This window comes from Streptomyces sp. NBC_00203 (assembly GCF_045206325.1).
Taxonomy (GTDB): Bacteria; Actinomycetota; Actinomycetes; order Streptomycetales; family Streptomycetaceae; genus Streptomyces; species Streptomyces lutosisoli.
Genome location: NZ_CP108126.1, coordinates 3,751,357 through 3,763,959, shown reverse-complemented (window position 1 = coordinate 3,763,959; position 12,603 = coordinate 3,751,357). Strand labels below are relative to the sequence as shown.

General features: G+C 72.1%; 9 protein-coding genes. 1 reads left to right on the top strand and 8 read right to left on the bottom strand.

The window, feature by feature from the left end:
* Positions 1 to 93 precede the first annotated feature (93 nt).
* Positions 94 to 498, bottom strand: coding sequence for a globin (locus OG975_RS16965; RefSeq protein WP_406330096.1), 405 nt, complete (start codon positions 496 to 498; stop codon positions 94 to 96).
* Positions 499 to 665: 167 nt separating this feature from the next.
* Here OG975_RS16965 and OG975_RS16960 point away from each other — a divergent pair, with 167 nt between their 5' ends.
* Positions 666 to 1,649: a methyltransferase domain-containing protein gene (locus OG975_RS16960; RefSeq protein ID WP_406330094.1), complete on the top strand. Its 984-nt coding sequence runs from the start codon at positions 666 to 668 to the stop codon at positions 1,647 to 1,649.
* 42 nt (positions 1,650 to 1,691) lie between these two features.
* Here OG975_RS16960 and OG975_RS16955 read toward each other — a convergent pair whose 3' ends face one another.
* The 7 genes from OG975_RS16955 to OG975_RS16925 all read right to left on the bottom strand — a co-directional run bounded on the left by OG975_RS16955 (position 1,692) and on the right by OG975_RS16925 (position 12,549).
* Positions 1,692 to 3,059 (bottom strand): FHA domain-containing protein, encoded by a 1,368-nt coding sequence (locus OG975_RS16955; protein ID WP_406330092.1) that lies wholly within the window; start codon positions 3,057 to 3,059, stop codon positions 1,692 to 1,694.
* A 73-nt stretch (positions 3,060 to 3,132) separates the two neighbouring features.
* Positions 3,133 to 4,479 (bottom strand): vWA domain-containing protein, encoded by a 1,347-nt coding sequence (locus OG975_RS16950; protein ID WP_406330091.1) that lies wholly within the window; start codon positions 4,477 to 4,479, stop codon positions 3,133 to 3,135.
* Between the two features lie 117 nt (positions 4,480 to 4,596).
* Positions 4,597 to 6,030: a PP2C family serine/threonine-protein phosphatase gene (locus OG975_RS16945; protein ID WP_406330090.1), complete on the bottom strand. Its 1,434-nt coding sequence runs from the start codon at positions 6,028 to 6,030 to the stop codon at positions 4,597 to 4,599.
* A complete protein-coding gene (locus tag OG975_RS16940) occupies positions 6,031 to 8,595 on the bottom strand; it encodes a tetratricopeptide repeat protein (protein WP_406330089.1) in 2,565 nt (854 codons plus the stop codon).
* 19 nt (positions 8,596 to 8,614) lie between these two features.
* Positions 8,615 to 9,970 carry a hypothetical protein gene (locus OG975_RS16935; protein WP_406330088.1) on the bottom strand — a complete coding sequence of 452 codons (1,356 nt, stop codon included), beginning with the start codon at positions 9,968 to 9,970 and terminating at the stop codon, positions 8,615 to 8,617.
* A 78-nt stretch (positions 9,971 to 10,048) separates the two neighbouring features.
* Positions 10,049 to 11,071: a glutamate ABC transporter substrate-binding protein gene (locus tag OG975_RS16930; RefSeq protein WP_406330086.1), complete on the bottom strand. Its 1,023-nt coding sequence runs from the start codon at positions 11,069 to 11,071 to the stop codon at positions 10,049 to 10,051.
* Between the two features lie 14 nt (positions 11,072 to 11,085).
* Positions 11,086 to 12,549, bottom strand: a complete 1,464-nt coding sequence (locus OG975_RS16925) for a hypothetical protein (protein WP_406330084.1) — start codon at positions 12,547 to 12,549, stop codon at positions 11,086 to 11,088.
* Positions 12,550 to 12,603: the final 54 nt, after the last annotated feature.

Genomic DNA, 12,603 nt, shown 5'->3' with positions numbered 1-12,603 from the left:
CTTGAGGCACGGACTTGACCGGATTGTGACCGGAATCCGGCGTCCCGCGACCGGAATGCGCGCCTCAGTGGCCCCGTCCGGCCACAGCGGTGCTCAGCCCTCCGTGTTCACCATCGAAGCCGCCGCGTACGTCAGGTAGTTCCACAGCGTGTGCTCGTGCTCCTCGGAGAGGCCGAGCTCCTCGACGGCGACGCGCATGTGCCGCAGCCAGGCGTCGTGCGCGGCCCGGTCGACGGCGAACGGGGCGTGGCGCATCCGCAGCCGGGGGTGGCCGCGGTTGTCGCTGTACGTCGTGGGGCCGCCCCAGTACTGGATCAGGAACAGCGTGAAGCGCTCCTCGGCCGGGCCCAGGTCCTCCTCGGGATACATGGCCCGCAGCTCCGGGTCCCCGGCCACACCCTCGTAGAAACGGTGCACCAGACGGCGGAAGGTCTCCTCGCCGCCGACCAGCTCATAGAAGGTCTTCTCCTGAAGCGTGCCGCGCCGGATCTCATTCACCCGTCCATGGTCTCAGACGGGGTGACGGAGGACTCAAGGCTTAGGACCACTGACTTGGGACCACTGACTTGGGGCCGCTCCGGCAGGCGCGGCGGCTCGCGCGGGCGCGGTGGCGATCGGCCGAGTCGGCGCTCGCCTCGCGGCCCGTCGGGCAGCACAGTGGAGGTATGAGCGCCCATGCTCTCGACCCCGGCCTCGACGACCTCGCCACCCTGGCGCGGGCGGCCCTCGTGCGCGAGATCGACAGAAGCGGCGCCTGGGCCGCCGACCCGGTCTGGCGGGAGGCGTTCGAGGCGGTCCCGCGCCACCTCTTCGTGCCGTACTACTACGTCGGCGTCCTGGGCGGCTTCGAGCGTGTGTGGTGCGAGGACCCCGACCCGGGCAGCCGGGAGCGCTGGGTGCGCGGCGCGTACGCGGACGCCCCGCTGGCCACCCGGGTGCGGGACGCGGAGCTGGTGTCCTCCAGCAGCCAGCCGTCACTGATGGCGAAGATGCTCACCGAACTGGAGGTACGGGACGGGGACGCCGTTCTGGAGATCGGCGCCGGCACCGGCTTCAACGCGGCGCTGCTCGCCCACCGCCTCGGCGACGACCTGGTCACCACCATCGACCTCGACCCGGAGATCACCGAATCCGCGCGGCGGCATCTGGCCACCGCCGGGTACCACCCGACCGTCGTCACGGGTGACGGCGCCCGCGGAGTCCCCGAGCGCGCCCCCTTCGACCGGATCATCGCCACCTGCACACTGACCTCGATCCCGTCCCCCTGGCTGCCCCAGTGCACCCCGGGCGCCCGCATCCTCGCGCCGATGGCCACCGGCCTGATCGTGCTGCACGTCCGGGACGCCGGGCACGCGGAGGGGCGCTTCCTGCACACGCCCGCCTATTTCGTGCCCCTGCGCGGCGAGACCCGGCACCAGGAGCCGGAGCCACAGCACCTGGGCGGACTGCCGCGCTGGGCCAGGAGTCACGAGTTGTTCCGGTTCCTGCTGAACCTGACGGCGGGCAGCCTCGATCCGTACGAGGCGTACACGCTGTGGGAGCGCGAGAACAAGCCGGTGCGCGAGCGGTACGGGATCACGGTCAGCGACGAGGGCGCCTGGGCGTGGCTGGACGACCCCGAAGGGCCGTACGCCTGGCCGCTGCCGTGAACTCCCTACGGCTGTCTTCCGGCTGTCTTCGAAGGCCGCCGCTCAGCCGCGTCGGATGGTGATCGTCGTCCAGGCGCCCACGTGCACCCGGTCGCCGTCCTGGAGCGGGACCGGTACGAAGGGCTGGATGGGCTCCTCGCCGCCGTTGACCGTGGTTCCGTTCGTGGAGTTCTGGTCGACGACCGCCCAGCTGCCGTCCGGCTGCTGGACCAGGACCGCGTGCTGGTGCGAGACGCCCGGGTCCTCCGGGGGCACCGCCAGATCGATGTCCGGGGATTCGCCGGTGGAGTGCCGGCGGCGGCCGATCGTGATCTGGTTGCCGGTGAGCTGGCGCTGCTGCTCCGGCGAGTACGCGGGCAGGTTCAGGCCCGCGGCCTCGGGGCCCGAGCGCTGCATCATCGCCATGAAGTACTCACGGTCGGGACCGATCGTCGCGGACCAGGCCAGCTGCCGCTGCTGCTGGTAGGCGGGACCGGGGCCGGGCGGGGCCTGGGTCGGGCCGGGCTGCGGGTAGCCGTAGCCACCGCCCTGGGCCGCACCGGGACCGTTCGGGCCGCCGGGGCCGCCCGGACCACCGGGGCCGCCGCCGGGCTGACCGGCCGACGGCGGGGAGATCACCCAGTCGTCGTCACCGCCGCCGAAGGCCGGGCCGCCGGGCGCGGGGGACTGCGGCGGGAACACCGGCGAGGCCGGCTGCTGGGTGAAGGCCTGCTGGGCGCCGGGGGCACCGGGCGTCGGCCCGGGCGGGGGCGGAACCGGACGCGACGGATCGCCGCCGTAGCCGGAGGGGTCACCGCCGTAGCCGGAAGGGTCACCGCCGTAGCCCGACGGATCGCCGCCGTAGCCCGACGGATCGCCGCCGTAGCCCGAGGGGCCGCCGGCGCCGAACGGCGGGGCGGGCGGACCCTGCGGGATCGGTTCGGCGGGCCGGTTCATCTGCGAGGGCCGCGAGCTCTGGTACTCGAACGGGTCATGACCGGGACCCGCTCCGGGACCGGTGGGCTGCCCCGGCCCCTGCTGCTGGAACCGCAGTGCCGGATTCGGGCCACCGGGACCGCCGGGGCCGCCGGGAATCCCGGGTGCGGGCGACTGCGGACGCGGCGCGGCCGGGGTGTACGAGGTCGCCGTGTTGGTCAGGAAGTTCCACCGGCACTCCTCGCAGAACGGCGCGGCGCCCTCACGGGGCGTACGGCACTGCGGGCAGAGCTCCGGGTCGAAGTCCGGCACGGCGGACAGGTGCGGGCGCCCACCGGGGCCGGGCGGCGGCGGGGGCGAGCCGGGCGCCGGATAGCCGTAACCGGCGGGCGGCGGCGGGGGAGGTGGCGGGGGCACGGCACCGGCCATGCGGTGACCGCAGACCTCGCACCAGTCGTCGGAACCCGACTGGTGTCCGTTCGGGCAGGTCGGCATGTCGGCGCTTCCCCCTCTCCTTTTCCGGCCGTTATGACCGGGTTTCTCCGGCTCCCCGCGGGAACCGGGCTCGCTACTTCTTTACACGAACAGTCTTTGTGGACCGTGTTTCGAGGGTCATCTCGTCAGCCTCTGCGACCCTTGCCTTCAATCTGACAGTACCTGCCGCGGCGTCGACCACGTCCACCACCTTCGCAAGCAGTTTCGCAGTATCGGCGTTGCCGGAGGCGCTGGCGAGCTGAACGGCGCGTCCCAGCTTGGCCGTTGCTCCATCGACATCTCCCGATTTGCGGAGATCCAGCCCCTGTTGGATGACTTGTGCCAGTTCCGCCTGACCCGTGTAGTGCGCGACCTGCGGGTTGATCGAGGTCGAGGCCGCCATGTCATCGGTCCACACCGCCCGTACGAGACCCTGCGCGCCGAGGTTCTGCACGCTCCCGTCCCCCTGCGGGATCACCAGCGAGACCCGGGCGGCCAGCATCTCGCGGCCGACCTCGGCCGAGGGGACCTCGACGCACACGTGGTAGTCACGGGACTCGTCGCCCCAGGAACCGGTGGGGTAGTCGCCGGCGCGCGGGCCCGCCTCGGTGCGACGGTCGGTCAACTCCTCGACCGTGGGGGCCACTTGCTTGACGAACTTGATCGCCGTGCCGACGGGCGTCCACAGCCGGAGGGAGACGTCCGCGACCTCCTTGCCCATGGCCGTCTCCATCATCTGCGTGAAGTCGGCGGACAGGGCGGCCGGGTCGGCGACGATGTCGGCGGTGCCGAGCAGCGCCGAGGCGATCCCGGTGACCTCCTTGACCTCCCAGTCGGTGCCCACTCCACGCGCGTCACAGGTGAACCGTCCGGCGCAGGAGTCGAGCGCCGCCTTCAGGTCCTCCGGCGACTCGTGTTCGTTGCGGCCGTCGGTGAGCAGGATGCCGTGCCGGATCGATACGTCCGCCGAGGACAGCAGCCGGTCGGCGAGGCGCAACCAGGTGCCGATCGCCGTACCGCCGCCCGCGCTCAGCTTGCGCAGCGCCTGCTTGGCCTGGTCGCGGGTGGCCGCGTCGGCGACCGCGAGCCGGCCGTTGCCCGGGTAGACCTCCTTGGCGATGTGCGTGCCGCCGATGACCGCGAAGTGCACACCGTCGCGCAGGGCGTCGATCGCGGCGGCCGTCGCGTCACGCGCGCCCCGCATCTTGGTCGGCGGGTAGTCCATCGAACCCGAGCAGTCGACCATGATCGCCACGGCCGCGTCGGGGCCCTGGCCCGCCGTGTACAGATGCGGCGCTCCGACCGCGCTTCCGACGGTGCCGCCGCCGGTCGCGCTCACCGTGATGATCGCGTTGACCTCGCGGCCGCCCTCGTGCAGGTACTCGTTCTGGTACACGTCGACCGAGAACTGCGGCACGTTCGACTTCGAGAAATTGGCCATGCCTTCTTTGTCCCCCTCAAGGCCTCCGGTACTGGCGGAGGTGATGACTGTATGCGGACCGGTCCCCTCCGGTCCGAGGCCGACGCCTCTTTCGCCGCTCTTGCGGTTTTCGCGGCCTCAGGCCGATCCTGCCCCCTGAGGCGGGGCGGGGAACGGCACGACGGCCACTGTTACGTTGTCGTGGCCCCCGCCGTCCAGGGCGTGACCGACCAGGACCTGGGCGCTGTGCAGCGGCCGCTCGGCGGCGTCGAGGGGCACGACCTCGGCCATATCCTCGGCCGCCTCCGCGTAGTTCCACAGCCCGTCGGTGCACACCACCACTACACCCGGCCGGTCCGGCTTGAAGGAAGCGGTGTGCGGCTCCAGTTCGTAAGCGTCCGCGCCGAGCCAGCCCGTGATGGCGTGGGCGCGCTCGTCGGCGTACGCCTCCGCCTCGTTCATCAGGCCCGCGGCGACCATCTGCGCGGCCCACGAGTCGTCCTCGGTGAGCCGGGCCGGCAGCGAACTCCGGTCGACGGGAACCCAGTAGGCGCGGCTGTCGCCGACCCAGCCGACGATCAGCAGGGTGGGGGTGACGACGGCGCCGACGATGGTGCAGGCGGGCGCGTTCACATGCGGCGCGTGCTCGCCCTGTGCGGTGGACGCGTCGGCCAGCGCGTTGACGGCCTCCGCGGCGGCGACGATCGCGTCGTGCATGGCCTGCTGCGGATGCGTGCCCAGCGGCAGCGCCTCCAGCAGCGCCTCGCCTGCCGCGCGGGACGCGGCGAGCGAGGCCTCGTCCGGGCGGGTCGCCGAGGAGACTCCGTCGCAGACGATCGCGACGACCGCGGGCGAGCCGTCGGGCAGCGCGGTCGAGGAGATCGCGAACGCGTCCTCGTTGCGGTGGTGCCGCAGCCCCCGGTCGCTGACCGCGGCGACCGCACCCAACTCCTGCTCCATGTGGTCCCGTTCGCGCGGCTGTGCGTGCCCGCAGTTCTCGCAGTAGCCGTCGCTGTCGACCTGGCCCGAACGGCAGGCGACGCACAGCTTGGTGCCCGCGGGGGGCGTGCCGAGATCGGCGGTGCGCGGATCGGCGGGGGTCTCGGCGGGGGCCTCGGCCGCCGGCCCGGCCGCGGGCCTGGCTGTGGGACCGACGGCGGGCTCGGCGGCCGGCTCGGCGGCCGGGGGCGCCAGCGGGTACTCGTCGGGCTGCGCGGGCCGGTCGAACCGTACGCCCGCGGGTTCCCTGTGCGGGTGCTCCGACTCGGGGTGCGGGTGCGGGAGTTCGGAACCGCCCGAATCGGTGCCCCGGATGTCCATGGCGCGGTGCAGGGGCGCGGGCGTGTCGGAGCTGTCCACCTCCGGCGCGAGCGGCCAGTCGACGGACGCGACGGCCGAAGGGGGCCGCGGTGAGCTGCCGTTCATGGTGATCGTGGGGTTGTCCACCGGCGGTGCGGGCACCGCCGACAGGTCGTAGCCGCACGCACCGCAGAAACGGTCACCCGCCTCCAGTGGCTCTTCGCAACTGGGGCACCGTGAAAGGGCCGTCGGCTGGGGCATCTGGGACATCAATCACACCCACGTCCGGGGGCGGTAACGATTGGCACGTTCCACCAGGTCGATCCTCTCCTCGCCGCCCTGCGCGAGCCGGGCCAGCGTCCGGTACGAACGCTCCAGTCCGAAGCGGAGGCCGCGCTCGTCCAGCTTGCTGCCGAGCAGCACATGTCCGCCTCCGGAAGCCGGAGCGGAACCCTGGCTACCGGAGAGTACCCAGTCCAGCGCGCAGCCAAGGACTTCCGTCGACAACTGCTCACGCCGGACCGCGTCGAGACCGTACCCGTCCAGCGCCTCGACCTGGCCCGCCGCCGCGGTCAGGTCGTCCAGGAACGCGGCGGCCGCCGCCTCCTCGGCCATCCGCTGACGCAGCCGCGCCCGCACGGCCGCGACCCGCGCCGCCGTGTAGTGGATCGAGGCTTCCGGTACGGATTCCAGGGTGCGTACGGCGCCACGGCGGTCGCCCGCCGCGAGCTGCACGCGGGCCAGGCCGAACGCCGAACTCACATAGCTGGGGTCGGTCGTCCACACCAGGCGGTAGTACTCGGCGGCGTTGTCCAGCTGCCCGAGCACCTCCGCGCACAGGCCGAGGGCCAGCTTGGGCGAGGGCTCGCCGGGGAACGCGTCGTAGATCGCGTCGAAGGACAGCGCCGCGATCTCGTGCTCCCCGGTGCCGAGGGCCACGACACCCCGGTACCAGACCACCCGCCAGTCGTCCGGGTGATCGCCCTCCAGCGCCTCGACGGACCGGGCCGCGCTGTTCAGTTCACCCATCTCCAGCCGGGCCCGCAGCTCGCGCAGCCGCAGCTCCAGCGAGCCGGTGGGCGCCGCGTGCAGCGCCGTGATCAGCTCCCCGGGCGCGGAGGCCATGAGCCCCGCGAGGAAGCCGGCGTTGGGGTCGCCCGGGTCCACCCGGGGGATGGGCAGCGCGAGCGCCGTGGCGGCGGCCTGAACGGGCTTGACCAGAGTGGCCAGAGTGGCCGCAGAGGCCGGAGCGGTCGCCGGGGGGAGAGCGGGCGTCCCGTTCGTCCCGGCCGTCAGCCGGGGCGCACCCTTCTTCCCCCGTACGGGCACCACCCGCGCCCCCAGCCGCGACACGTCCCCGGCCGCCTTGCCGAACAACTCCGTGTCCGTGACCTTGAGTTCGGGCCCGAACAGGGTCGACAGGGCCGGGCGCGCCCGCCCGGTCTGCAGCGAGACGACCTCGCGCAGGACGCCGGTCAGCTGCTCCGCCATCTCCTGCGCGGAGGCGAACCGGCGGGCCGGGTCCGGGTCGGTGGCGCGGACGAGGAGCCGGTAGAAGGACTCGTACGTCCGGAAGACCTCGATGTTGTCCGGGTCGGGCAGGGAGTCCACGAAGACGTTCGTGTAGCCCTGGAAGTCGAAGGTCAGCACGGCGAGGGTGCGGGCGACCGTGTAGAGGTCGGAGGCGACGGAGGGGCCGACCTCGGCCACCTCGGGCGCCTGGTAGCCCACCGTGCCGTAGATGGCCGACTCGTCGTCGTCCATCCTGCGCACCGCGCCCATGTCGATCAGCTTGAGCTGGTCCTCGGTCTGGATCGCGTTGTCGACCTTGAAGTCGCAGTACAGGAGGTTGCGGCTGTGCAGATGCCCGAGAGCCTCCAGGGCCTCGATGCCGTACGCGCAGGCCTGCTCCACCGGCAGCGGATCGCGCTTCCCGTCCACCGTGCGGCGGCCGTTGGCGATCTCCTTCAGCGACTTGCCGCCGACGTACTCCATGACGATGTACCCGTCCAGCGATCCCGTCCGCTGGTCGAGGTGCTCGACGAAGTTGTAGATCCGCACGATGTTCGCGTGCTCGATCTCCGCGAGGAAGCGCCGCTCGGAGATCGCCGCCGCCATCGCGTCCTGGTCACCCGTGTCGAGAAGGCCCTTGAGGACCACCCAGCGGTCGGAGACCGCGCGGTCGACGGCGAGATAGACCCAGCCGAGCCCGCCGTGCGCGAGACAGCCCACGACCTCGTACTGGCCGTGCACGATGTCGGCCGCGTGCAGCTTCGGCACGAACGAGTACGGGTGGCCGCACTTGGTGCAGAACCCCTCGGTGCGCCCGCCCTTCTCGCCGCGCGAACGCCCCACCGGCGCCCCGCAGTCGGAGCGCGAGCAGAACCGCTTGCGCTCGGGCACCTCCGGGTTCTCCAGGACCATCGCGCGCGGGTCGGGCCGCGGCACGTCCGGGACCTCGACGAGACCGACGCCTAGCCGGCCCCGGCTGGAGGATCCGGCCGTCGAACCGGAGCTGCGGACGGACACCGAGCGGCCCGTCGTCTTCCCCGACAGCGACAGCGAGCGCGACAGACGCCCGGAGACCGAGCGCCGCGACTGCGAGGACCGCGACGAGGCACGCGAGCTGGCGCGCGAACTGCTCCGCGCACTACTGCTGTTGGAACCGCGCGAGCTCCTGCCGCCGCCGGTGATCCCGGTCGAGGGCGAGCCCACCGCCCCGTTCGCCGAGACGACGGGGGCCAGACCGCACGTGTCGCAGTACAGCTCGCCGCCGCCCACGTCCTCGTACGACCCCGAGCAACCGGGCCGCTGACACTTCTGCCCCTGCTGACTCACGCTGCATCCCCTCTAACGCTCACGCGCTGGGCCCCCTCCGGTCCATCCGGTCGATCCCGTCGATCCGGTCACTGGGCCCGCTGCCCTGCTCGGGCACCCGCGGGCTCAACGCATCGGCGGCCGCCCGCTGGTAGCGCAGCACCGCCTCCTCCGCGACACGCAGATCGCAGGGCGCGCTCCACAGCATGCGGCGCGCCGCGTCGTAGCGCTCGACAAGGAACGGGTCCTCGGCGAAGCCGTGCCGGGCGACCTTCGCCTTGTACGCGTCGAGACGGCCGCGCAGCTCCGCACGGACCGCCAGCGGTGCGGTGACCGCCGTCAACGACTCGCGGGCCCGCAGGAGTTCGTCCTCCGCTTTCTCCTCCAGCGACTCAAGGAGCGGCGAGAGGCGGTGCCACTGGGCGTGTCTGCGGTACTCGGCGGCCGTCGCCAGCTGCTCCTGAAGCGCGGTCGGCGGACCGCTCACGGCCGGCACCTCCGACGCGGCGATCTTCGCGAGCACCTCACCGCGGGCGCTGCGCGCCTCGGCGAGTGTGCGGTCCGCGCGGCTGAGGGTGTCCCGCAGCTTCACGAGCCGTGCCTCCGCGTCCTGCCGGACGGTGAGCACCGCGTCGATCTCCCGGCGCACCTCCTCCAGGGCGCGCGCCTCGCGGTCGTACGTCGTCGTGTCCGGGCGTCCGCCGCCAGGGGCCGAACTCCCTTGCGCGGACACCCAGAAGGCCAGCGGATCGGAGACGACACGCTCACGCAGCGTGGTCAGCGTCCGGGTGATCCGCTCCAGGTCGTCGCCCGAGGGGTGCTCGCCGGGGCGCACGCCCACGGAGTGCGCGAGCTGGCGGGTGCGCTGGAGCTCCGCGGCCAGTAAATCGATCCTGGCGGGCAGCGCGGACCACACGGCGTCGGAGGCGACGACCATGTCGAGCGACGACGCGTACAGCGCGTTCATCCGTTCCACCAGCGCGGCCAGCGAGAACCGCTCGCTGAGCTTGCTGCTGCCGGCGAGTGTCGGCGCGTTCGCCGTGGCCGTGGCACTGCCCGCGACCGTGACGCTCTCGCCGCGCAGCAGCTCGGTCAGGTCGACCAGGTCCTCGCGGCTCGACCAGCGTCTGCGGGAACGGGTCTCACGCGCGGAGTGCAGCGCGTCCGTGTACGCGTCGAAGTACGCCCACAGCAAGGTGATCGACGCCTCCGCGGCCGTCCAGCGCTCCTTGGTGGTGCCGGTGAGCTCGGCGCCTTCCAGGAGTCTGCGGCCCGCGTGGTCCTGCAGGGCGAGGAGCGAGGTCTCGATGGCCTCGTGCTCCGCGCCGAGCCGCGCCAGCGCACGGTCCACCTCGTCCCGGTCCATCACCGGCCCGGGGGGTCCCGTGACGCCCATCGATCACCTCTCGTTCTCGTTCGTTCCCTGTGCGCGTTCTGTGTGCGCCCGGGCAACTCTCCAGTGGTATCAGGTCGGTTACTTGTACTGGGCGGCGGGCGGGTTCTTCGACGGGGAGTCCGCCCCGAGAGTCGGGGCGAGCCACTTGTCGTACGACGTTCGCCAGCCGCTCTTGAGGTAGTCCGCGAGGACCTGGTTGACCCGGCGTACCAGATCGTTGGAGCCCCGTTTCATCGCCACGCCGTAGTACTCGGTGGTGAAGGTATGGCCCTTGAGCGCGACCGTGGGGTCCTGCGCGGCCTGGCTCGCGGCGAGCGCGCCGTCGGTCACCACCGCGTCGACCTCGCCGAGCTGGAGCCGCACCAGGCAGTCGAGCTGGTTGGGCACCGTGGTGGAGATGTCGGCGGAGGAGACGAGCTCGCCCGCCTTCTGGTCGGCGTCCAGCTTGTCGTGCGCGGTGGAGCCCGCCGCCGAGCAGATCTTCTTCTTCGCCAGCGACTTGTTGTACCCCGTGATGCCGGACGTCGTCGGGGCGAGGACCTGCTGGCCGGTCACGAAGTAGGGGGCGGAGAACGCGACCAGGTCCAGACGTTCGCAGGTGATCGTCATGGTGCGGACCACCATGTCGACCTGGCCGCTCTGGATCGCCGGGATGCGCTGGTTGGTGGGGATGGCGTGGAACCGGACGCGGTCCGGATCGCCGAGGATCTGGTTCGCGATCTCGTGCACGAGATCGATGTCGAAGCCCTCCAGATCGCTGCCCTTCTTGGGGTCCTTCGGGTTCGGGTTGCGATAGCCCCAGCGGTAGCTGTTCTGGTCGACGCCCACCGACAGATAGCCGCGCTTCTTGATGGCCGTGATCGTGTCGCCGCTCTCGTCACTGGAGGGGGACAGGCTCTGGTCCTGTGGGTCGGTGCATTCGGCGGCCTTCGCCTGGGTGCCCCGGGCCACGCCCTGCCCGCCGATGCCCGTGCTGCCGTCCCCGTGCGCGCTGCTCAGCGGCAGCAGCAGCGCGAAGACCACGGCGAGGGCGCAGGCGACGGCCATCGCGCCCACGCCTCCCCAGCCCTTCAGGCTCGCCCTCAGGCGTCGTGCCGTCATTGCCGCTCCCCCTCTCACCGGTACTCCGAAAGCCTGCGCCCGATGCCGAGCAGCGCGCCCGCCGCCGCGAGCACCGCGAGGATCGCGGCGCCCACCGGGAGGCCGGTCATCGCGTCCAGGCCGTCGCCCGCCGCCTGCTGGAACTCGTTCTGCTCGTGCGTCAGCGCGATCGCCAGGTTCTTGTCGACGCCGTCGAAGCAGTCGGCGGTCGGCGGGTTCTTGGGGTTGCCGCCGATCACGAGGTCCAGCGCGTCCTGGTACGCGCCGTCCTCGTTGGCCTGGCTGGCGGCCTTGTGCCGCACCTTCCATTCCTTCATGTTGGCGGTCGCGGCCTTGACCGGCTTCGCGCCAGCGTCGTCGTTGGAGAGGTCCGCCGCCAGGGCCAGGCCCTTGGTGAGGCTCTTCATGTCCTCACCGAACTCGTAGTCGTACAGGTCAAGGGTCGTCACGCCGTCGTCCAGCGTCTTGGTCTCGGCGCCGCGGCTGACCAGCGTCAGGTTCTCGTTGCCCCGCGCCTTGAGCGAGGCGATCTGGGCGTCGTGCAGCACGTTCAGCGAGCGGACGCCGTGGTCGTACGACTCGTTGAGCCCGGCCCGCGCGACACTGTGCCCGACGACGAGCCACAGCAGGACGACGGCGGAGGCGGCGGAGGCGGCCAGCATGCCCTGGTTCAACACCCGGTTCGTACGCCGGTAGTTGCGCCGCTGGGCCCAGACGAGGCCGCCGATCGTGAGCACGCCGAGGCCGATGGCGGCCCACGGGTAGGGCTTCGCGTCGGCGTAGTCGGCGTTCAGCCGCTGGTTCTCCCGCTGGTAGAGATCCTGGGCCTTCGGGAGCATCTCCTGCTGCATCTTCTCGTTCGCGTACCGCAGATACGCGCCGCCCAGCGGGAAGCCCTGCCGGTTGTTGGCGCGGGCCCGCTCGATCAGGCCCTTGTACTCGGGCAGCAGCTTGTTCAGCTCGGTGATGGTCTTCGCCGAGGGGGAGCCCGGGTCCGAGCTGTTGGCGGCGGTGATCAGCTTCGCGGCCGCCGTCCTGATGTCCAGCTCGTACCGGTCGCGGGAGGCCTTCGTCTCCTGGCCGCCCGCGAGGAAGCCGCTGGACGCCGCGGTGTTCGCGTCCGCGAGGGAGCGGTATATGTCCGCCGCGCTCGCGCTCAGCGGCTGGCTGCTGTGCAGCACGTCGTCCGCGGCGGTCGAACGCTCCGTCATCTGCCAGGCGGTGACCGTGCCGAAGGCGACGACCAGGAGGGCGAGGACGGCGCCGATGATGCGCAGCCGGCCCGGTTCCGTAGTCGCCGCGGTGCGCAGGCGGTCGACGCCCTCCGCCCATGCCGTGCGGCGTTCGGGCGTGGTGTCGGGGGCCGGTGTGGCGCCGCCCTGCGGTGCGGCGGCCGGGCCCGACTGTGGTGGTACGGCCGGCATTGTGGGCGTGGCCTGCCCCGGTGGCGCCGCGCTGCCCTTCGGCGGGTGTGTCACTTGACCTCCCCCATGGTCATCCGTTCGGTCACCTCTGCCTCGTGCGCGGGGAGC